The following is a 20969-nucleotide window of genomic DNA, read 5'->3' as shown; positions in this document are numbered from 1 at the left end:
CCTGCCTGCCTGCCTGCCTGCCTGCCTGCCTGCCTGCCTGCCTGCCTGCCTGCCAATTTAACAAGGTGCGCAAGCGCCGCCGGCCTCATCCGCATGCCGACACGGCCCGCCGCCCGCCACCCATCGACGATCGCTTCCACGGTGTACTCGATCACCGCCGCACCCCCCCGGATCCGGATCAGGAACTCGCGTGTTTGCGGAGTCCTTTTTATGCGCCGATCACCGGCGCCACAACTCCCAAATTTTGGGGGGGCATACCCCCTATTTCGGGGGGTTGATGGGAAGCGCATCTCCACTCATGCGAACCGTTTAGGAGGGAAGACGGTTCTCCGGAGCGCCATGAAACGCGGCCCGCGAGCGTACCAACGGACGACTCACTTCAATTCATTGCCGGGGGTACTGCATGACTGCGGCTACTGCACGGTGTCAGCGTGGTTGACAGCTGCGTCCCGTTCACACATGATCGCACTCAGACACGGAACTTGCCCCCCGCCCGACACGCCGAAAGGCCTCGGGCGGGGTTCTTCCCTTCCTCTCGACACCGGCATCCGGTGCGACGACGACGCCCACTGCGGCTGGGTGTCGCCGCCTCTCAGGACGATCCAGGGTGTCCCCGCAAGTCCTCGCGTCGGGCGAGGCTTGAGGTCCAACGAAACGGCCCCTGCGTCCGTTTGAATAGCCGACCGTTATACGTTCGACCCGGCGCGCAGGGGCCTGCTGAATCTTGCTTGAAGCAGGGTAGCTTGGCCGGATACGGAGGCGCAAACGCGCTCTGTCCCCGCCCACGGGCCCTCGGAATTGCCGTCGATACCCCATTGGGTTACGACCTTCACATGAGCCGTCCAGAGTAAGAACCCTTATGGGACCCCTAATAGACCCCAATAGGACCCCGGAGGCTCACAAGGGTCTCATTCATCCTTTGGCGGCGGGCGGTGTGCGGCGTGGGGAATGCCCGGCTACTGTGGCTGGGTGTCGCCGCCTCTCAGGATGAGCAGGGTGTCGATGGCCGAGGAGAAGGTGCCGAAGTCGGCGGCGCCGCGAAGGGCCACGCTGTCGCCGAGGATGAAGTAGGGGGTACTCGAGATCCCGGCCTGCGTGACGCTGGTGTAGTCGCGGAGCACGAGCGGGGCGAGCATGCTGTTCCGCACGCAGGAGCCGAACGACTCGGGGTCGATGCCGATCTCCTCCGCGTACCCGACGAACAGTTCATAGGGATCGGCGGCGCCGCTCCACTCGTCCTGGCGCTCGAACAGGATGTCGTGCATGGGCCAGAACTTGCCCGTGGCCCCGGCGCAGTAGGCCGCCTCGGTCGACACGAAGGCCTCCGCATGCCCGGGGTTCGCGTACGCGATCCACAGGTAGCTGACCTTGCCCTCGGAGATGTAGGCGCTGTCGATCTTCGCCAGCGTCTGCACGTGGAACTGCCGGCAGTAGGGGCACTGGAAGTCGGAGATCTCCACCACGCGGACGGGCGCCCCCTCCTCCCCCTTGATGCGGCTGCGGTCCGCGCGTTCGCGGGCCACCTGGGCGTCGGGCGGCACGATGGAGCGCTCCTGCATGCTCCCGGCCTCGGCCTCGGCCGCGCAACCCGCCACCACGACGACGATGCCGGAGAGCAGGCCGGCAAAGGCTACGGTGGATCCGATGGATCCGAAACGGAATCTGGCGTTCAACCCGGTTCTCCCGGTGAGAGGTCGGCGGCGGCCCGATGGAGCGCCTCGAGCGCGTCGTCGAGGTGGCGCTCCTCCGTGTGAACGCTCCCGACGGACAACCGTACAGTATAACGCCCGTCGAGTTCGGTGTGCGAGAGAAACGAGCGTCCACCTGCATTAACCCGGGCGAGGATGTCGCGGTTCCACCGTTCCTCGCCCACCGGGTCGCCTTCCCGCGCGGCCCGGAAACAGATCGTGCTGAAGGAGACCGGCGCCGCGAGTTCGAACACGCCGCCCTCGACGAGCCGGGCCGCGGCCGCTTCGGCCATCGCGATGTGCCGGCGCATCGTCTCGGCGAGCCCGTCCGTCCCCACGCACCGGAACAGCACCCACAGCTTGAGCCCGCGGAAGCGGCGGCCGAGCGCGAGGCCGATGTCCATGAGGTTCGTCTCGTCGTCCTCCGATTCGAGGTAGGTCGGTGTGAGGGCGAGCGAGGCCCGGAAGGGATCCGCGTCGCGGTAGAGGAGCACGGAACAGTCGAGCGAGGTCCCCATCCACTTGTGGGGGTTGAGGACGATGGAATCCGCCGCCTCCCAGCCGCGGAAGAGGGGCCGTTGTTCGGGGACCATGGCTGCCGGTCCGGCGTAGGCGGCATCCACGTGGAGCCAGAGGGCGTGCCGGCGGGCGATGGCCGCCACCTCGGCCACGGGATCGACGCTCGCCGTCGAGGTCGTGCCGATCGTCGCGCACACCATGGCGGGACGAATCCCCCGCTCGATGTCCTCCCCGATGGCGGCCTTCAGCGCCTCCGGGCGCATGCGGAAGGCGTCGTCGGTCGCGATGCGCCGGACGGACGCGCGGCCGAGTCCGGCGGCGATGGCGGACTTCTCCACCGAGGAGTGGGACTGCTCGGACGTGTAGACGGCGAGGGCGGGTCCTCCCGGGAGTCCGTCGTCGCGCACTCGGGCGCCCGCCCGCTCGCGGGCCGCGAGGAGCGCCGTGAAGGTGGCCGTCGACGCGGTGTCGAAGATCAGCCCGGTGAAGGTCTCCGGGAGGTCCACGGCCTGCCGCAGCCAGTCCACCGCGGTTCGCTCGACCTCGGTCGCGGCGGGGGAGGTTCGCCACAACATTGCGTTCACGCCGACGGCGGCGACGAGGAGTTCCGCCACGATGCTCGGCGCCCGCGTGGAACTCGAGAAATAGGCGAGGAAACCCGGATGATTCCAGTGGGTGAGACCGGAGACGATGTGCTCGTCGAAGTCGGCCAGCACGTGCTCGAAGGGTTCGGCGTCGCGGGGCGGCGCCTTGGCGAGCGCGCGTCGCACGTCGCCCGGCGCGACATCCGAGAGGACGGGCCGTTCCTCGACGCGTTTCCGGTAGTCGACGGTCCAGTCCGCCGCGCGTGCGAGCGCCGCGCGCAGCGCCTCTCCGCTCCAGTCCCCGGCGGTCTCGGCGGCCGCGGCCTCGCGGTTCGGTCGATCGATATGGTCCGGCATGCAGGCTCCTGACTCCCTCGAGTCGCTGTGGCTTCTGTTGGCGGATCTCCGCGTGGCGATCGAGGAGGAGATCGAGGCGGTCGCGGCCGACCTCGCCCGCCGCCGCCTGGACCGGCCGATTCCGGCGCTCTCCGGACGCCTGCGGGGAGAGGCGGGGACCGGCTACCGCTACGCCCTCCAGATCGCGGGGGGAACATACGACATCCGTGCGGACGACCGCGTGCGCATCCACACCGGCGGGCGGGATGCGCTCGGCGTGGTCCACCGTTTCGACCGCACGCTCGGGCTGCTGCAGGCCGTGAGCCCGGAGTGGCTCGGCGAACGCCTCGACGGGGCCGAACTCGAGTTCGATCCCACTTGGCTCCTGCGCGAACTCTCCACGCGGCTGGCCGAGGTGGGGCAGGATCCGGAGGACTTCTTCCCGGACACCGTGCTCGGGGCCTTCGGCCGGCTGCCGCCGCGCCTCGGCCGGGAGTCGCCGCGCCTGGACTCCTCGGATGACCTGAACGCGCCGCAGCGGGAGGCCCTGGAACGGGTGCTGGGGAGCAGCGCCCAACTCGTCTGGGGCCCGCCGGGGACCGGGAAGTCCCGCCTCGTGGCGCGCGCGGCGCTGGAACTCGCCGTCCGCGGCCGGGTGCTCGTCGCCGCGACGACGAACGGAGCCGTGGACGAGATCGCGCGCCGGCTCGCCGCCATCGCCGACCCGGACCTCCTCGCGCGCGACCGGATCATCCGCGTGGGGTTCGACCTCGGCGCCGCGCCCGACTCGCGCCTCGACCTGGGGGCGGCGCTGGCGCGGCGGATCGAGGGCGGCGCCGGCGGCGTGGACCGCACGCTTGCGGAGCACGAGGGGCGGCTGCGGGTTCGCCCGGCGGAGGGCGCGCGCGATGGAGCTCCCGCCCTCAACCCCTACGCCCGCGCCGGACGCCTCCTCTCGCTCGCGCGCTCGCGCAACGATGCGGAGTCCGCGCGCAACCTGGGCCGCGTCATGCTCGAGATCGCCCGCCAGGCGGAACGGGTGCTGGAGGAGGCGGACATCGTCCTCACGACCTTCGCGCGGCTCTCGATCCGGGAGGAACTCCGCGAGTTGAGGTTCGAGTCCCTGCTCATCGACGAGGCGAGCACCGCGCCGCTCCCCTACGTGGCGCTCGCCGCCTCGAGGGTCGCGGGCCCCGCGATCGCCGTCGGCGACTTCCAGCAGCTCCCCCCGGTCGTGTCGAGCACGGCCCCGGCGGCCATGCGCTGGCTGCGGACGGACCTGTTCCGGGAAGCGGGCGTCGTGGACGGGGCAGGGGCCGGCGACCCTGCGGAGGCCGCGGGCGGGCCGGGCGCCGCGGGCGGGTCGGGCGCCTGGGGCGGGGCAGGGGCCGGCCGCGGGCTGCCCTCCCCGAAAGACGGGCTGTGCGCGATGCTCGACCTCCAGTACCGCATGGCGCCCGACATCCGCGAACTGGTGAGCGAGTTTTTCTACGGCGGACGGCTCCGGGATGCGCCGGAGGTCGCCGAGCGCGGGGCGGGGCAGGCGACGGGCCGTGCGGCGGGGAGCGCTGCGGAGCGGGCCGCCCTCACCGTGCTCGACACGAGCGGCCTCGATCCGCGCGTCGAACGCGTGGACGGGTCGCGTCGGAACCGCGTCCACGCCGAAGCCGTGGCGGACTTCCTCGGCGCCGCGGCCCGCGACGGGGTCCGGGACATCGCGGTGGTCTCCCCCTACCGCGCCCAGACCCGCCACCTGAACGATCTCATCCGCCGCCGGCTCGGCCGCGCCGCGCCCGCCGACCTGGAGGTGAGCACGATCCACCGCTTCCAGGGACGGGAGAAGCACCTCGTCATCATCGACACCGTGGACGCACCCCCCGGCCGCTCCTGGTTCCTCGACGAGCGCCGGAACCGCGACTTCCCCCGCCTCCTCAACGTCGCCCTCTCCCGCGCCCGCGAACGCCTCGTCATCGTCGCCACCGTCACCGGCCTCCGACGAACGCTACCACCGGAAGCCCTCCTCAACCGCCTCCTCACCCACGTCCAACGAACCGGCTCCCGCATCGACGCCACCCCCACCGACCTCTGGAGCGGCACCTGACCGAACCCGGTTGGAGGCGTTCCAGCGGGCCTTTCAACGGTGGTGCCGACGCACCACTTTCGAGCCAGGATTGAGGCTCATCGGCAGGAGGAGCGAGGGAGGAACACATGACCGACACCACCGAACGGGCGGGAGCCAAGACGGAGATATTGACGGACGCCGAAGGCACGCCGGTGTCGATGCGAGTTACGTTCCCCCTCGAGGACCAGGAGGATCCATTCACCGAATTCGTGCCTCGCGAGATTCTGAATCAGCGGACGGAAGTATGGACGGCTGACCCGCCCACGGGATCGGTGCGGGTCATGTTCACCTTCGAGGGTGAGGAGTATCAACTCCCCGAGCCTCCGCCTCGCGAGATGCCGACTCACTACGAGGGGATCGGGTGGGTGCGGGAGTGGGGATCTCGCTAAAATCTGGTTTTCTCCTGCGGATCGCTGCGGAGGATGGCCATTCGGTCGATGAATTTTTGAAAAAAATACGACTCGCGGCGGTTCGCGGTTGACGACCCAAAAAAATCTTTTTAGAATCAGGGCGTGCTAAAGGAGGCGGCACCGACCGACCGGAGGTCGAGGCCGATGACCGCACCGCGAGTTGCCCGACGCGAGATCGCGAAACCGGGGCGCGAGTCCCGGGCCTGAGGGAGCGGAGTTCCGGCGACGGAACGAGGCGACCGAGGGAAGAGGGATCGAGCACAGCTGGTCGGACAGACGGTACCAGGCTCGCGGCGAGGTTCTGGAAGACCGCGCAAGCTACCAGGACCGGGCGGTAGTTGGCCGTAAACAAGCTTCCTTGCTCAGCCCCTGACACCTTCGGGTGGCCAGGGGCTGAGTACATCTACCCCTACTTGTTCGCGATCTCCAGGGTACCCGGCCGGGCGCCCCCTCGCCGCGATCACGGATCGTTTGCCGGACGCCGAACGAGCATGGCCGTCCACACGCCGTACGCCTCCTACACGCGCTCCGACCGATCGTATCCCGGCCGGCAGCGGAGGCCGCGTTATCCGGGACGGAGAAGACCGCGCCGTTCTCGGATGGCGCTTCTCATTTTTTCAAAAAAATAATGTCCAAAAACTGTCCATATCTTGTCCAAATAACGTGGATTTTGAAATCGGTCGCCCGCTCGGCCGCCAGCGGAGTCGCCCGGGATCGAGCGCTGTCGCATCTTTTCGTCGTTCACCGCTTTTGATGTGCTGTGGAAAACCGGCTTGCCACGAAACGGCCGGGGTCGGCAACGGGACGGCGCAATTGCGAGTCGTGATTCAACGAGTCAGCCAGGCCCGCGTCCGGGTCGGAGGCGAGGTCGTCGGGGCGATCGGCCCCGGGCTCGTCGTTCTCGCGGGTTTCGCGCCGGATGACTCGGAGGCGACGATGGCCTGGATGGCGGACAAGCTGTGGGGCCTGCGTCTGTTCGCGGACGCCGAGGGCCGCATGAACCGCTCCGCCACGGAGGTCGGGGGTGCGCTTCTCATCGTGTCCCAGTTCACGCTGTACGGGGATGCGAGGAGGGGCCGGCGTCCGTCCTTTACGGGGGCGGCGCGGCCGGACGAGGCCCGGGCGCTCTACGACCGCTTCGTGGAGCTGTGCCGGAAGGGCGGCGAAGTCGCGGAAGGGGAGTTCGGCGCGATGATGGAGGTGGAACTGGTCAACGACGGCCCCGTGACCCTGCAACTGGAGCGGTGACGGTGCGGCCGCTGCGGATCGGGGTCATCGGCTCGGGAACGGCGGCGCCGGCGGAAGCGGGCTTGGCCCACGCCGTCGGGGCGGCCCTCGCCCGCGCCGGGGCCATCGTGGTGTGCGGCGGCATGGGCGGCGTCATGCGGGCGGCCGCCGACGGAGCTTCCTCGGAAGGGGGGACCGTGGTGGGGATCCTGCCCGGCGGAGATCCGGGCGCGGCGGCGGACGGGGTCACGATCCCGGTCCCGACCGGACTCGGAGAGGCGCGGAACGTCATCGTGGCACGGGCCTCCGAGGCCGTGGTCGCGATCGCCGGCGAGTGGGGCACGCTCAGCGAGGCGGCCTTCTGCCGAAAGTTCGGCGTCCCCGTGATCGGGCTCGCGGCATCGCTGCCGGAGGATGTGGTCGACGAGACGGCCGAGGACGCGGCGGAGGCGGCGGCGCGGGCCCTCGAACTCGCGGCGGCGCGACGGGAGGGAAGTCCGCCACGGGAGGTGGACGAGTGACGGGATTCATCCTCTTCGGGGTCATCCTCGCGGTGCTGCTGGCCACGATCATCTGGGCCGCGATCCGGTCCGGCGAAGACACGGGCGCCGCGCTGGGCGCCGCGGAGCGCCGCGACGCCGCCATCGAGGCGCTGCGGGACCTCGAGCTGGAGTACCGGACGGGCAAGGTCCAGGAAGAAGAATACCGAGCCACGCGGGCCCGCCTGGAGCGCGCGGCCCTCGATGCCCGGGACGCCGCCGCCCGGGGATCCGCGGAAGCTCCCGCCCCGGAGCCCCGGGAGCCCGCGGCATCCCCCCGGACATGCCCGGCATGCCCCGAAGTCCTGGTCGGCGGCGAAGCCTTCTGTCCCACCTGCGGAATCGACCTCGCCCCCCGCGCCTGACGCGCCCCCCACAGCTTCAAGCGAGCCCGCCCACCACCACCTATGTTACATAGCATCGGCCACTTGGCGACTCATCGGAGCCATGGGTCCCGCAACGCGCAGGGCCGCAGATGAGACCGCGATGATCTTGTCCCGGATCATCACGGACGTACACCTTGTGGCAGGCACGCGACCCCGGATGGCGGAGGTGGAAGATAGGTTCTCCCGACGACCCTCGGACCCTTGAGCCCAGGGTTCCCGAACCGAAGAACGCCAGCGGGTCCGCACTGCGTATGCTGCGGAACCCGAACGCGGCCACCGTCGGGGTCCTGATCGCGTGCTTCACCTTGACGTGGATGATGCTCGACGGCTTCAGGAAAGACTTGAAGGGAGACGTCGCCGCGGTCGAGGTCCGTCTGGACGGGAGAATTGCTGCCGTGGAGGCCCGCCTGGAGGAGAGGATTACCGGGGTGGAGGGCAACATGGCTGCGATGGAGGTCCGCCTGAAGAGGGAGATCGCCGCCGTCGAATCCCGTCTGAGTGCCGACATCAGGGAGACTGAGGCCCGCCTCGACGGGCGGTTGACCCGTGTCGAGAACCGCCTCGACCGCATCATGGAAATCCTGCCCGGCGGTCGCGACGCCAGCGACCCGCAGGGAGGAATCATCGAGGGCTGGCTCGCGCCGCGGCCGAATCCGACCGGCGACCGCTCCTGACTCACATCCCTCCAAGGGCCATTTCATAGCCCGTTGAGGCGTTGTTCCATCCTGGTTTTGGACGGCCGGATTGCACGGTCGGAGCAAAACCGAAGAAATTGCGAAAGGTCGTCCGGCGTGGTATTGTCAACCTCCGCCGCGGCGGGTGATCGAATCCCCGTCATCGGCCCGGCGGGCCCCTCGGAAATCGGGAGAGCGTGAAATGGGTGTGGAGATGGATCGGGAACAGAAGAAGGCGTTGTCCGTGGCCCTCAACCAGATCGAACGGGCCCACGGCAAGGGAGCCATCATGCGGCTCGGAACCGAAGGGGCGCGGGTGCGGATCCCGGCCATTTCAACGGGGGCGATCAACCTGGACCACAGCACCGGGATCGGCGGCATTCCGAGGTCGCGCGTGACCGAGATCTTCGGTCCCGAATCGTCGGGTAAGACCACGCTCACCCTCCACGTCATCGCGAACGCGCAGAAGGACGGCGGCGTCGCGGCGTTCATCGATGCCGAGCACGCGCTCGACGTCGGGTATGCGCAGAGACTGGGTGTCGACATCGAGAACCTGCTCGTGTCGCAGCCCGATACGGGCGAGCAGGCGCTCGAGATCGCCGAGGTGCTCGTCCGGTCCGGCGCGCTCGACGTCATCGTGGTGGACTCGGTGGCCGCGCTCGTGCCGCGGGCCGAGATCGAGGGCGAGATGGGGGATTCGCACGTCGGCCTTCAGGCGCGGCTGATGTCGCAGGCCCTCCGCAAGCTGACGGGCGCGATCGGGCGCTCGAACACCGCCGTGATCTTCACGAACCAGATTCGGGAAAAGATCGGCGTCATGTACGGGAATCCCGAGACCACGACGGGTGGCCGGGCGCTGAAGTTCTACTCCTCGCTCCGACTCGACATCCGCCGGATCGCCTCCATCAAGGAGGGGAACAACCTCGTCGGGAGCCGGACCCGCGTTAAGGTGGTCAAGAACAAGTGCGCGCCGCCGTTCAAGCAGGCCGAGTTCGACATCATGTTCAACCAGGGCGTGAGCCGGGAGGGCCTGCTCGTCGACATGGGCGAGAGCATCGGCATCGTGAACCGGGCGGGCGCCTGGTACTCGTACGGCGGCGATGTCCGGCTCGGGCAGGGGCGCGAGAACTCGAAGACCTTCCTGCGGGAGAACCCGGACATCGCGGAGGAGATCGAGGCCCGGATCCGCGAAGAACTCGGGATGACGATCCCGGACCCTGACGCGGCCGAGGCCGCGGCGGGAGCGGGCGCGGCGGAGGCGAAGAACTCCCGGCCGTCCTCGAAGCAGGCCACCGGCCGCTGAATTCCGGCGACGACCGCCACACAACCGGGGAGATCACCGACCTCGTCCCGGTCAAGCGCCGCTCCGGCTGGACCGAAGTCCAGTTGGACGGCGCTTTCCTCTGTCGGCTTCCGGACGAAGACGCCTACCGACTCCGGCTCGAGGTCGGGCTCCGGCTCGAATCCGCGGAACTCGAAGCCGTACAGGCCGCGGGCGGGCGCGCCGAAGCGATGTTCGTCGGGCTGCGCTACCTTTCCGTGCGCCCGAGGAGTCGCCGGGAAACGGAGCGTCGGCTGCGGCGGGACCGGATCGACCCGGCGGCGATTCAGCACGCACTGGAACGTCTCGCGGCGCTGGGGTATCTCGACGACGCGCAGTTCGCTGCCAGCTTCGCACGGGATCGCATCCGGCTCCGGCCCTGTGGAACCCGTCGCATGCAGTCCGACCTTCTCGCCCGGGGCGTGTCGCGGGAGGATGCGGATCGCGGCATCCGCGAAGCGATGGCGGAGGAGGGCGCGACGGAAGAGGCGCTGCTGCAGCGCGTTGCGACGGCCCGGGCACGGCGGCTGACCGGGGCGGACCCGTCGAAGGCGCGTCGGCGGCTGTTCGACTACCTGGCCCGGCGCGGGTTCGACGCGAGTCGCATTCGCGCCTGGATCGAGGTCAACTGGCAGGCTGAGGCGGAACCACGATGAAGGCCGACGAACTCCGGCGGAGTTTCATCTCCTACTTCGAGCGGCAGGGGCACGAGCATCGGCCCAGCGGCCCGCTCGTCCCTGCGGATGACCCGACCCTCATGTTCACGAACGCCGGGATGGTGCAGTTCAAGGGCATCTTCACGGGAGAAACGGAGCGCCCGAGTCCCCCCCGCGCCGTCACGTCCCAGAAGTGCCTCCGCGTGAGCGGCAAGCACAACGACCTCGAGGAAGTGGGGCGCACCGCGCGCCACCACACCTTCTTCGAGATGCTCGGGAACTTCTCCTTCGGCGACTACTTCAAGCGCGACGCGATCGACTTCGGCTGGGAGTGGGTGACGGAGGATCTCGGGCTGGAGCCCGGCCGCCTGTGGGCCACGGTCCACCACGACGACGATGACGCCTTCGACCTCTGGCTGAAGCGGACCTCGATCCCGGAGTCGCGGATCCGGCGCATGGGGGACAAGGACAACTTCTGGCAGATGGGCGACACGGGTCCGTGCGGCCCCTGCTCGGAACTGCACTACGACCTGCGGACGGAGCGCGACGACCGCATCACCGACGCGCAGTTCGAGGCGGCGGGCGAGGCGGACCAGATCATCGAGTTCTGGAACCTCGTCTTCATGCAGTTCGACCGCGCGCCGGATGGGACGGACACGCCGCTCCCCGCGCCTTCGATCGACACGGGCGCCGGACTCGAGCGGATCGCGGCGCTGCTGCAGGGCGTGGGAACGAACTACCACACGGACCTCTTCCTCCCGATCATCGAGGCGGCGGAGGAGGGGCTCGGGATCGAGTACTCGCGGGCGCCCGAGGACTGGGAGGACGGCGTCGCCTTCCGCGTCCTGGCGGATCACGCCCGGGCCGTGGCGTTTCTGCTCGCCGATGGCGTCTTCCCCTCGAACGAGAAGCGGGGATACGTGCTGCGCCGGATCCTGCGCCGGGCGGTCCGGCACTACTGGCTGCTGGGCCGGCGCGACCCGCTCCTGCACGACCTCGTGGGCGTCGTGGCGGACCGCATGTCGGCCACCTTCCCGGAGCTGGAGGCGCGGCGGGAGCACCTCCTCTCCACGACGCGGGCGGAGGAGGAACTCTTCCTCTCGACCATCGAGGGCGGCATGCGCGAGATCGACCGCGCGATGCCGGAGGGAGGCTCGGGCACGGTGGCGGGCGACGTCGCGTTCAAGCTGAAGGACACGTACGGCATCCCCGAGGACCTCACCGGCCTCATCGCCCGCGAACGCGGCTACGGCGTGGACTGGCCCGGCTTCAACGAGGCGCTCGAAGCCCAGCGCGCCCGTTCGCGCAACGTCGTCGAATTGAAGGGCGGGGTCACCGCCGCCGTTGGGTTCGGGGGTGGTCTAACGGTCATCCCGTCCAGCGGGGATGCAAAGCAGGAATTCGTGGGATACGGGGACCTCGAAATCGAAACGGACTGCCGCCGCTGGGCGTCGGACGGGCGCCACGCGTTCCTGCTCGAGCGGAATCCCTTCTACCTGGAGAGCGGCGGGCAGGTGTCCGATACCGGGCGCGTCGCGGGTGACGGTTGGGCGGTCGACATCTCGGAAGTCTGGGACGACGGCGGCCAGACCCTCGTCGCGGGCGCGCTCGCGGAGGGCTCCCTGTCCGAAGCCGAGGGGGTCGAGGACACGGTGCTCGCGCAGGTGGACCCGTCGCGGCGCGACACGGAGCGGAATCACACGGCGACGCACCTGCTGCACGCCGCGCTCCGCAACCGGCTGGGCGAGCACGTGCAGCAGGCCGGCTCGCTCGTGGCCCCGGACCGGCTGCGCTTCGATTTCAGCCACCGGGGTCCGCTGACGCCGGAGGAACGGGCGGACATCGAGGCGGAGGTGACGGAGGCGATCCTCGGCAACCACGACGTCGACGCGTCGCAGCGAGACTACGACGAGGCGATCGCGGCCGGGGCCATGGCCCTGTTCGGAGAGAAGTACGGGGACATCGTGCGCGTGATCGAGGTTCCGGGCCTCAGCCTGGAGCTGTGCGGCGGCACGCACGTCCGTACTACGGGTCAGGTCGGGACGTTCCGGATCGTGTCCGAGACGGGGGTCGCGGCGGGGATCCGGCGCATTGAAGCGGTGACGGGGCAGGGGGCCTACCGGCGCGAACTGGAGCGGGACCGGCTCCTCGCCGAACTCGCCGCGCGGTTGCGCTGCCAGCCGGCGGACCTGGCGGCCCGCATGGACCGGCTGCTCGAGGAACGCGATGCGCTTGCCGAGGAGGTTCGGGGTCAGCGGGGAGATGCGGCGGAGCGACAGTTGGAGACGCTGCTCGCCGGCGCGAGCGCGGCGGGTGCGGGGGACGCGAACGGGGCCCGCTTCGTGTCGGGGCGCCTGGAGGTGCCCGCGGGCACGGACCTCGGCGCGCTCGGCGACCGCCTGCGCGGCGGGATGGGGTCGGGCGCCGCCGTCGTCCACGTCGTGTTCTCGGACGAGGACCGCCACGCGTTCATCTCCGTCGTGTCGGACGATCTCATCCGGCTCGGCGTGAAGGCGGGAGACCTCGTCCGCGTGTCGAGCCGGGCCACGGGTTCCGGCGGCGGCGGCGGCGCGCGCTTCGCACAGGGGGGGGTGGGCGACCCGTCGCGAACGGAAGACGGGCTCGGCGCGGCCCGGGCCTGGGCTGTCGAGCGGGTGCCCGCCCTCTCCGGTGGCTGACGTGCCGGCCGAACCCGGCCCCCTCACGCTCGAGACCTGGCTCGCGGGACGCCTCGAGAGCGCGCCGCCGGAGCTGGCGGAAGCGGTGTGGCCGCTGGTTCGGGGGCATCTGGCGGAGGGCGAGGATGGACTCGTCCATGCGGCGCTCGATGCACTGGCGGACGCGGCGGAAGGCGAGGCGGCCCGCGCCGAGGCGGTGACGCTTCTCGCCGCGGACGCGATCCTCACCTACGCGCTTGAGGCGGCCGCGGATCCGGCCCTTGGGGGAAGCGCCGCGCGGGCAAGCCGACTCGCCGAGAGAGTGGGTCCGCACGGGCTGATCGGCAAACGATTCAACAACGATTCAACGAGGAGGAGATGACGGAATGATATCGACGGCGCCGGGGTTGCCCGGTCTCGCGGGCAAGCGCGTGCTCGTCACCGGAGGTTCACGCGGGATCGGGCGCGCCACCGTACAGGGCCTCGCGGCGTCGGGCGCGTCCGTCGGCGTCGCCTACCATCGGGCGGAGGCCGAGGCGCGGCGGGCGGTCGAGGAGGCGTACGCGCTCGCCCCGGACGGGCGCCACTGGTGCGCCGGCGCGGATCTGGCCGAGCCCGCCGAGTGCCGGACCCTGTTCGAGCGCGCGGACGCCGAGTTCGGCGGACTGGACGGGTTCGTGGGCAACGCCGGCATCTGGAACGTGGACGCGCGGCCCATCGAGTCGCTCGAGGCGGACGAGTGGCGACGCATGATCGAGACGAACCTCACGTCGATCTACGCGAGCACGCGCGAGGCGGCGGTTCGCCTGGGGGCGGATGGGAGGATCGTCCTCGTCTCCTCCACGGCGTCCCAGCGGGGCGAGGCGGAGCACAGCCACTACGCCGCGTCCAAGGGGGCGATCAACGCGTTCTGCAAATCGGTCGCGACCGAACTCGGCCCGCGGTCGATCAACGTGAACGCCGTCGCCCCGGGCTGGGTCGACACGGACATGTCTTCGCCGGCGCTTCAGGGCGAGGCCGGGCGCGCAGCGCTGGCCCTCATCCCGCTCCGGCGCGTGGCGACGGCCGAAGACATCGCCGGCCCCATCTGCTTCCTGCTCTCCGACGCGGCCCGGCACATCACGGGCGAGATCCTCAACGTGAACGGCGGCAGCGTGCTGTGCGGCTGAGAATGCCGTGAGCGCGATCGATCCGGGCCGATTCTCCCCGCCGCCCGGGTTCTCCCGCACCGCGGACCGGCTCGAGGCCGCGGGTTTCGAGGCCTGGGCCGTGGGCGGCGCGATCCGCGACGCCTACGTCTCCCAGATCGGGGGCACGCCCGACCTGCCCGAGCCGGATTGGGAGGATCTGACGACGGACGCGCGGCCCGATGACGTCATGCGCCTCTTCCCGCGGACCGTCCCGGTCGGCGTGTCGCACGGGACCGTGAAGGTTCTCGACGGGGACGACGGGTACGAGGTGACGACCTTCCGGCGCGACGTCGAGACGGACGGGCGCCACGCGCGGGTGGCCTTCGCCGATTCCATCGAGGAGGACCTGAGCCGCCGGGACTTCACGGCGAACGCGATCGCCTGGCGGCCCGCCTCCGGCGAGGTGCGCGACTCGTGGGGCGGCGCGGAGGACATCGAAGACGGGATCCTGCGCGCCGTGGGAGAGCCCGAGGCGCGCTTCCGCGAGGATTACCTGCGCGTCCTGCGCGGCTTCCGGTTCGCGGGACGTTTCGAGTGGGCCGTGGAGGCGCGCACCGACGAAGCGATGCGGGAGGCGGTGGGCGGCCTGTCCGGGCTGTCGGCCGAGCGCGTGCGGGAGGAGCTGCTCAAGGTCATGGCGAACCCGAAGCCTTCGGCCGCGCTGGAGCTGTACGCGGACTGCGGGGCGCTGGGCCACTGGTACCCGGAGTTGCTCGGGCTCGCGGCGGACGGCGACGTGTGGCGATCCGCGCTCGGCGCCGTCGATGCGGCCCCGGCGCAGGCCGCGAACGTGCGGCTTGCGAGCCTGCTCGTGTGCGTGTCCGAGACGCCGGAGGGGCGGGCCGAAGCCGCCGAGTCGCTGCTCTCGCGGCTGAAGTTCTCCAATGCGGATCGGCGCTACGTCGCGCGGCTCGCCCGGCTGTACCTCCCCTTCATCGGGGCGCTGGATTCGGCGGCGGAGCACCGGCGCTGGCTCGCGGCGGTCGGCGACGCGTGGGAGGACCTGTTCGAACTGCACTTCGCCGTCGCCCGCGCCGCCGGAGAAAAGCGGGCGGAGCGCTACCTGGAGGCGACCCGGGAGCGCGTGCGGGAGGAGCGCGAGCGGGACCCGGCGCTCGACTTGGCGGGTCTCGCGGTCAAGGGAGACGACCTCCTCGCGCTCGGCATGTCGCCGGGTCCGCTCGTCCGGCTGCTGCTGGAGGAGTTGCTCGAACAGGTCATCGAGGACCCCGGCCGCAACGAGCGCGCGCCCCTGCTCGAAGAGGCGCGCCGGCTGATCGAGATCGGCTCGCTCGCCGATGCCTCGCGCCCGCGCGACACGCCCGCCGCCGGCAACGGGCTGCCCGGCGCCGATGACTGCCGATGACTGACGAGCCGAGCCTGTTCGCCGGCATGGAACCGCGCGCCGAACCGCGCGCCGAGCCCCCGGACGCCGGCGGGCCGGGAGCCGACGGGGCCCGGGATGCCGGCCTGGCCGACGCGCCGCTCGCCGCCCGCATGCGGCCGCGGACGCTCGAGGAGTTCGTCGGCCAGCCGAAGCTCGTCGGCGAGAACCGGCCGCTGCGCCAGCTCATCGAGAGCGGCCGCGTCCCGAGCCTCATCTTCTGGGGTCCGCCGGGAACGGGTAAGACGACCCTCGCCGGGATGCTGGCCGGCCGGATGGAAGCCGCGTTCGTCCCCTTCTCCGCCGTGACCGACGGGATCCCCCGCGTCCGCCGCATCCTGGAAGAGGCGAAGGCGCGCCGCGCCGCCACCCGCCGCGGCACCGTCCTCTTCGTCGATGAGATCCACCGCTTCAACCGGGCGCAGCAGGACGCCCTCCTCCCGCACGTCGAGCGCGGCGCCGTCACCCTCATCGGGGCCACGACGGAGAACCCCAGCTTCGAGGTCATCGGCCCGCTCCTTTCGCGCACCCGCGTCTTCGTCCTCGAGCCGCTGGCGGCGGAAGATGTCGCGGAGATCTGCGCCCGCGCGTTGCGGGACGGGGAGCGTGGACTCGGAGCCACCGGCCTCGCCATCGACGAGGACGCCCTGGCCCGGCTCGGGACCGAGTCGGACGGGGATGCCCGCCGCGCCCTCAACGCGCTCGAGACGGCGGCGGACCTGGCCGGCGTGGACGGCGTCCCCTCGATCTCCGTGGATCACGTGGCGGCGGCGCTGCAGAAACGGTTCGCGCGCTACGACAAGTCGGGCGAGGAGCACTTCAACCTCATCTCCGCCCTGCACAAGGCCGTGCGCGGTTCGGACGCCGATGCCGCGCTCTACTGGCTCGCGCGGATGCTGGACGGCGGGGAAGACCCCATGTACCTGGCCCGGCGCATCGTGCGCATGGCCGCCGAGGATGTCGGACTCGCGGATCCCGGCGCGCTCGCGGTCACGATCGCGGCGCGGGACGCGTACCACTTTCTCGGCAGCCCCGAGGGAGACCTGGCCCTGGCCCAGGCGGTGACCTACCTCGCCATCGCCCCGAAATCGAATGCGGTCTACCGGGCGTTCGGCGGCGCCGCGCGCGCCGCGCGCGAAACGCCCGCCGAGCCCGTCCCGTTCCATATCCGGAACTCGCCCACGCGGCTCATGAAGGAACTCGGGTACGGATCGGGGTATCGCTACGATCACGACGAGGAAGACGGCGTGGCGGCCCAGTCCTACCTTCCGGAGGTGCTGCGCGGAAGCCGCTGGTACGATCCGGTGGCGCGCGGCTGGGAGGCGGAGGCGAGGCGCCGGCTCGAAGCGATTCGCGGCAGCCGGGCGCGGGCGGCGGCGGAAGCGGGCCCCGCGGAAGAGCCGGGGGCAGAGTCGGGGGCCGAGTCGGGCCCCGAAACCGGCGCCGAGACCATGGAGGAGAAGCGATCGACAGAGTGACGTCGGATCGGGTGGCGGAGCGCGCGGTGCTCGTGGGCGCGCCGCCGCCCGACATGCCGCAGGAGACGGTAGACGAACACCTCGAGGAACTCGCCCGCCTCGCCGGGACGGCGGGGGCCGACGTCCGGGGCGCGGTCGTCCAGCGTCTGCGCAGGCCGAACGCCTCGACCTTCATCGGCAAGGGGAAGGTCGACCGCCTCGGGCAGGCGCTCCGGGAGCACGACGCGACGCTCGCCATCTTCGACGAGGAACTCACGCCGGCGCAGGGGGCGAACCTGGAAGCGGCGCTCGGCGTGCGCGCGCTCGACCGCACCGAACTCATCCTCGACATCTTCGCGCTCCGGGCCCGGACGTCGGAAGCGAAGCTCCAGGTCGAACTGGCCCAGCTTCAGTACCTGCGGACGCGGTTGAAGCGGATGTGGACCCACCTCTCGCGGGAGGGCGGAGGCATCGGCGCGCGCGGGCCCGGTGAGCAGCAGATCGAGACCGACCGCCGGCTCATCGACCGGCGCCTGGCTCGGCTGCGGCGCAAGCTCGACCACATCGCGCGGGCGCGGGTCACGCAGCGCCGAGCCAGGAGCGAGCAGTTCACCGTGGCGCTCACGGGCTATACGAACGCGGGCAAATCCTCCGTCCTGCGCGCGCTCTCGGGCTCCGACGTCTTCGTGGAGGACCGGCTGTTCGCGACGGTAGACTCCGCGACCCGGGTTTGCGATCTCGAAGGTCCGGGCCCGATCCTCCTCACCGACACGGTCGGGTTCATCCGAAAGCTGCCGCACCATCTCGTGGCGTCCTTCCGGGCGACGATGGAGGAACTCGCCGAGGCGGACCTCCTGCTGCACGTGATCGACGCCTCGTCGCCGAGCCGGGACGAGCAGCGCGAGGCCGTGGAGGAGGTGCTGGCGGAGGCCGGCGCGGCGGACCGCCCCGTGATCGAGGTCTTCAACAAGATCGACCGGCTCACGCACGAGGAGGAGCGGGCGCTGCGCGAGCGCGCCGCGGCGGACGGCCGGCCGCACGTGCTGACCTCCGTCGTGGAGCGGGGTGGGCTGACGCCGTTGCGCGAGGCCCTTCAGGCCGCGATGCGGGCCCGCCTCGAGACGGTGCGGGTGAGTCTGCCCGCCGGGGACGGCGCGCGGCTGGCCGAGGCGTACCGGGAGGGCGAGGTGCTGGAGCGGGCGTACGAAGCCGGGTGCGTGGTCATCGTGGCCCGCGTGCCCGCCGGGGTGGCCGGCCGCTGGCGCGACAGCGGCCTGGTCGTGGAGCGGGCCGACGCCGCCTGAGGCGGCGGACCGTCGAACCGTCGAACCGTCGAACCGAAAACGGAGCACATCATGGCGAACAGCAGCTTCTCGCACCTGGTCGAGTGCCGGCTCTGCGTGAACATCGATCACGTGGCGACCGTCCGTCAGGCGCGCGGCACGGACGAACCCGACCCGGTGCGGGCCGCCGTCCTCGCCGAACTCGGGGGCGCGAACGGCATCACCGTGCACCTCCGCGAGGACCGCCGGCACATCCAGGACCGCGATGTGGAACTGCTGCTGGCGACCGTCCGCACCTTCGTCAACCTCGAGCTCGCGGCCGAGGAGCAGGTGCTCGCCCTCGCCGAACGCTGGCGCCCGGCTCAGGCCACGCTCGTCCCCGAGAAGAGGGAGGAACTGACGACGGAAGGCGGGCTGGACCTGTCGGTCGATCCGGCCCGCATCGCCGCCGCCGTGGCGAGGCTCCAGGACGCCGGGATCCGCACGTCGCTCTTCATTGACCCCGATCCCGCCTCCGTCGACGCTTCGGCCGAGGCCGGGGCGGCGGCGATCGAACTTCACACCGGCGAATACGCCAACGCGCCCGATCAGGCGAGCGCCGACCGCGAACTCGAGCGGCTGGAGGGTGCGGCGATCCGAGCCGATGCCGCCGGCCTCGCCGTACACGCCGGCCACGGGCTCACCTACGAGAACGTGCAGCCGGTGGCGGCGATCCCGGAGTGCGAGGAACTCAACATCGGCCACTCGATCGTGAGCCGCTCCGTGCTCGTGGGGATCGAGCGCGCGGTGCTCGAGATGTCGGAACTCGTGCGCGAGGCGCGCGCGTGAGAGGCCGTCTCACCGTCCTCATCGGCGTACTCGTCTCCGTCGCGCTCCTTGTCTGGGCGCTGCGGGGCGTCTCGGCGGCCGAACTCCTGAGACATCTGGGCGAGGCGAACGTCTGGCTGCTGATCGCCGCGACGGTCGTGGCCACGCTCACCTTCAACCTGCGCGCGATACGGTGGGAGATCCTGCTTCGCGCCTCGAACGGAAGCCTGCCGTTCGGTTCGCGCTACGCGGCCGTGTGCATCGGCTTCATGGCGAACAACGTCCTGCCGGGCCGGCTCGGAGAGTTCGTCCGCGCCTACTCGCTGTCGCGGATCACGCCGGTGCCCCTGAGCGCCGCCCTCGCCTCGCTCGTCGTGGAGCGCCTGCTCGACGCGATCGTGCTCATGGTGTTCCTCGTCCCCGCCTTCTTCATCGTCGGGGTCGACGAAGCCGCCTCCGGGACGCTGCGGGATCTGTTCACCCTGGGGGTCGTCCTCGTCTCCGCGAGTCTGCTCGCGCTCGCCCTCCTCGTCCGCTCGCCGGACCGCTTCCTCCGGCTGGCGGCCAGGTGGTCCCGCCGGGTCGCGCCGGACCGCGTCGCGGACCGCGTCATGGACGTGCTCTCCGCGTTCGTGGACGGCCTCGGGGCGTTGCGCCACGCGCACGTCTTCGCCCGCGCGATGCTGTGGTCGTTCGCCGTCTGGGCCTGGAACGCCGTCTCGTTCTACCTCGGGTTTCTCGCCTTCGGCATTGTCGGGCCCGGGTTCCTCGGCGCGCTCGTCCTCCAGACGACGATCAGCTTCGCCGTCGCGATCCCGTCCACGCCGGGGTTCTTCGGACCGTTCGAGGCGGCCGCCCGCGTCGCGCTCGAACTCCACCAGATCGAGCCCGCGAGAATCATCAGCTTCGCCGCGGGCTACCACATCCTCACCTTCCTGCCCATCACCGTGCTGGGGATCTGGTACATGCGGCGCCTCGGGATCAGCCGCCGCGACTTCGGACGGAGCGAGGCGCCCCCGCCGGAGACGTCGGCGTGACGCCCGCCGCCGAGACCGGCGCGACGGCCGCGGGCGAGACCCGCGCGACGGCCGCCGCGGAGATCCGGACGGCCGAAGCGCACGCCAAGGTCAACCTGCGCCTGCGCGTGTTCGCCCGGGACGAAACGGGATTTCACGGCGTCGAGACCCTGCTCGCCCGCACGAGCCTGTCCGACACGGTGACCCTCTCCGCGTCCGGGCCCGAGGCGGGCATCACCCTCTCCGTCGATGGGCCGCTCGCCGATGGCGTCCCGGATGGTCCCGAAAACCTGTGCTGGCAGGCGGCGGAGCGTTTCCTGGCCCGCGCGTTCGGGCATCGGGGGCGCCGCGCGGTGCACATCCGCCTGACGAAACGGATCCCCATGGGGAGCGGGCTCGGCGGCGGGAGCGCGGACGCGGGCGCGACGCTGCGCCTGCTCGCCGACCGCTGGCCCCGCCTCGACGAAAGCGAACTCGTCGAACTCGCCGGCGAGATCGGCAGCGACGTGCCCTTCGCGCTCCTCGGCGTGCCGATGGCGCTGGGCTGGGAGCGCGGCCGCCGGCTCCTGCCGCTCCGCCCGCCGCGCTCCCGTCCCGCGCTGCTCGTCTGCCCCGGGATCCACGTTTCCACGCCCGAGGCGTACGACTGGCTCGGGCGAACGGCCCAGGACGCCGGCGCCGCCTCCGTGCTGCCCGGCGCGACGCGGCTGGCG

19 protein-coding genes are annotated in these 20969 nt (G+C 71.0%); 17 read left to right on the top strand and 2 right to left on the bottom strand.

Features of this window, described 5'->3' with window-relative positions:
- Positions 1 to 956: 956 nt before the first annotated feature.
- Together OXN85_06445 and OXN85_06440 are read right to left on the bottom strand one after the other, a co-directional pair.
- Positions 957 to 1673, bottom strand: coding sequence for a thioredoxin domain-containing protein (locus OXN85_06445; protein ID MCY3599591.1), 717 nt, complete (start codon positions 1671 to 1673; stop codon positions 957 to 959).
- Positions 1670 to 3148 carry a pyridoxal-dependent decarboxylase gene (locus tag OXN85_06440; protein ID MCY3599590.1) on the bottom strand — a complete coding sequence of 493 codons (1479 nt, stop codon included), beginning with the start codon at positions 3146 to 3148 and terminating at the stop codon, positions 1670 to 1672. Before OXN85_06440 ends, OXN85_06445 begins: the two co-directional genes overlap by 4 nt.
- Here OXN85_06440 and OXN85_06435 point away from each other — a divergent pair.
- The 17 genes from OXN85_06435 to OXN85_06355 all read left to right on the top strand — a co-directional run.
- Positions 3147 to 5228, top strand: a complete 2082-nt coding sequence (locus tag OXN85_06435; protein MCY3599589.1) for an AAA domain-containing protein — start codon at positions 3147 to 3149, stop codon at positions 5226 to 5228. The two genes, OXN85_06440 and OXN85_06435, sit on opposite strands and share 2 nt — an antisense overlap.
- 107 nt (positions 5229 to 5335) lie before the next feature.
- Positions 5336 to 5638, top strand: coding sequence for a hypothetical protein (locus tag OXN85_06430; protein MCY3599588.1), 303 nt, complete (start codon positions 5336 to 5338; stop codon positions 5636 to 5638).
- A gap of 834 nt (positions 5639 to 6472) precedes the next feature.
- Entirely contained in the window at positions 6473 to 6907 is a 435-nt protein-coding gene (gene dtd / locus OXN85_06425) for a D-aminoacyl-tRNA deacylase (protein MCY3599587.1), read from the top strand.
- Positions 6908 to 6909: 2 nt separating this feature from the next.
- Positions 6910 to 7407: a TIGR00725 family protein gene (locus tag OXN85_06420; protein MCY3599586.1), complete on the top strand. Its 498-nt coding sequence runs from the start codon at positions 6910 to 6912 to the stop codon at positions 7405 to 7407.
- Positions 7404 to 7790, top strand: a complete 387-nt coding sequence (locus OXN85_06415; GenBank protein ID MCY3599585.1) for a hypothetical protein — start codon at positions 7404 to 7406, stop codon at positions 7788 to 7790. Before OXN85_06420 ends, OXN85_06415 begins: the two co-directional genes overlap by 4 nt.
- Before the next feature lie 155 nt (positions 7791 to 7945).
- Entirely contained in the window at positions 7946 to 8485 is a 540-nt protein-coding gene (locus OXN85_06410; GenBank protein ID MCY3599584.1) for a hypothetical protein, read from the top strand.
- A gap of 214 nt (positions 8486 to 8699) precedes the next feature.
- Complete coding sequence (gene recA, locus OXN85_06405) at positions 8700 to 9788, top strand: recombinase RecA (protein MCY3599583.1); 1089 nt, start codon at positions 8700 to 8702, stop codon at positions 9786 to 9788.
- 83 nt (positions 9789 to 9871) lie between these two features.
- On the top strand, positions 9872 to 10462 hold the full coding sequence (locus OXN85_06400) for a regulatory protein RecX (protein ID MCY3599582.1): 591 nt from the start codon (positions 9872 to 9874) through the stop codon (positions 10460 to 10462).
- Positions 10459 to 13140 carry an alanine--tRNA ligase gene (alaS, locus tag OXN85_06395; GenBank protein MCY3599581.1) on the top strand — a complete coding sequence of 894 codons (2682 nt, stop codon included), beginning with the start codon at positions 10459 to 10461 and terminating at the stop codon, positions 13138 to 13140. The genes OXN85_06400 and alaS overlap by 4 nt, the downstream gene beginning before the upstream one ends.
- A 1-nt stretch (position 13141) precedes the next feature.
- Complete coding sequence (locus OXN85_06390) at positions 13142 to 13501, top strand: hypothetical protein (protein ID MCY3599580.1); 360 nt, start codon at positions 13142 to 13144, stop codon at positions 13499 to 13501.
- A gap of 4 nt (positions 13502 to 13505) precedes the next feature.
- Positions 13506 to 14288 carry an SDR family NAD(P)-dependent oxidoreductase gene (locus tag OXN85_06385; GenBank protein MCY3599579.1) on the top strand — a complete coding sequence of 261 codons (783 nt, stop codon included), beginning with the start codon at positions 13506 to 13508 and terminating at the stop codon, positions 14286 to 14288.
- A gap of 7 nt (positions 14289 to 14295) precedes the next feature.
- Positions 14296 to 15675, top strand: coding sequence for a hypothetical protein (locus OXN85_06380; GenBank protein MCY3599578.1), 1380 nt, complete (start codon positions 14296 to 14298; stop codon positions 15673 to 15675).
- Positions 15672 to 17171, top strand: coding sequence for a replication-associated recombination protein A (locus tag OXN85_06375; GenBank protein ID MCY3599577.1), 1500 nt, complete (start codon positions 15672 to 15674; stop codon positions 17169 to 17171). The genes OXN85_06380 and OXN85_06375 overlap by 4 nt, the downstream gene beginning before the upstream one ends.
- Positions 17168 to 18454, top strand: coding sequence for a GTPase HflX (gene hflX, locus OXN85_06370; protein MCY3599576.1), 1287 nt, complete (start codon positions 17168 to 17170; stop codon positions 18452 to 18454). The genes OXN85_06375 and hflX overlap by 4 nt, the downstream gene beginning before the upstream one ends.
- Positions 18455 to 18505: 51 nt before the next feature.
- Positions 18506 to 19261: a pyridoxine 5'-phosphate synthase gene (locus OXN85_06365; protein MCY3599575.1), complete on the top strand. Its 756-nt coding sequence runs from the start codon at positions 18506 to 18508 to the stop codon at positions 19259 to 19261.
- On the top strand, positions 19258 to 20277 hold the full coding sequence (locus tag OXN85_06360; protein ID MCY3599574.1) for a lysylphosphatidylglycerol synthase transmembrane domain-containing protein: 1020 nt from the start codon (positions 19258 to 19260) through the stop codon (positions 20275 to 20277). The genes OXN85_06365 and OXN85_06360 overlap by 4 nt, the downstream gene beginning before the upstream one ends.
- Positions 20274 to 20969: hypothetical protein (locus OXN85_06355; protein ID MCY3599573.1), on the top strand; the 696-nt coding region annotated here is incomplete at its 3' end. The genes OXN85_06360 and OXN85_06355, both read left to right, overlap by 4 nt.

This window comes from Candidatus Palauibacter australiensis (genome assembly GCA_026705295.1).
Classification (GTDB): domain Bacteria; phylum Gemmatimonadota; class Gemmatimonadetes; order Palauibacterales; family Palauibacteraceae; genus Palauibacter; species Palauibacter australiensis.
Note: the sequence above shows the minus strand (reverse complement) of the source record. Positions and strands in the feature narration are given on the sequence as shown.

Excerpts from the sequence above, each read along its gene's own strand:
- OXN85_06435 (MCY3599589.1), top strand. The coding sequence starts at position 3,147 with ATGCAGGCTCCTGACTCCCTCGAGTCGCTGTGGCTTCTGTTGGCGGAT.
- OXN85_06440 (MCY3599590.1), bottom strand. The coding sequence starts at position 3,148 with ATGCCGGACCATATCGATCGACCGAACCGCGAGGCCGCGGCCGCCGAG.
- OXN85_06430 (MCY3599588.1), top strand. The coding sequence starts at position 5,336 with ATGACCGACACCACCGAACGGGCGGGAGCCAAGACGGAGATATTGACG.
- recA (MCY3599583.1), top strand. The coding sequence starts at position 8,700 with ATGGATCGGGAACAGAAGAAGGCGTTGTCCGTGGCCCTCAACCAGATC.
- alaS (MCY3599581.1), top strand. The coding sequence starts at position 10,459 with ATGAAGGCCGACGAACTCCGGCGGAGTTTCATCTCCTACTTCGAGCGG.
- OXN85_06385 (MCY3599579.1), top strand. The coding sequence starts at position 13,506 with ATGATATCGACGGCGCCGGGGTTGCCCGGTCTCGCGGGCAAGCGCGTG.
- OXN85_06375 (MCY3599577.1), top strand. The coding sequence starts at position 15,672 with ATGACTGACGAGCCGAGCCTGTTCGCCGGCATGGAACCGCGCGCCGAA.
- OXN85_06365 (MCY3599575.1), top strand. The coding sequence starts at position 18,506 with ATGGCGAACAGCAGCTTCTCGCACCTGGTCGAGTGCCGGCTCTGCGTG.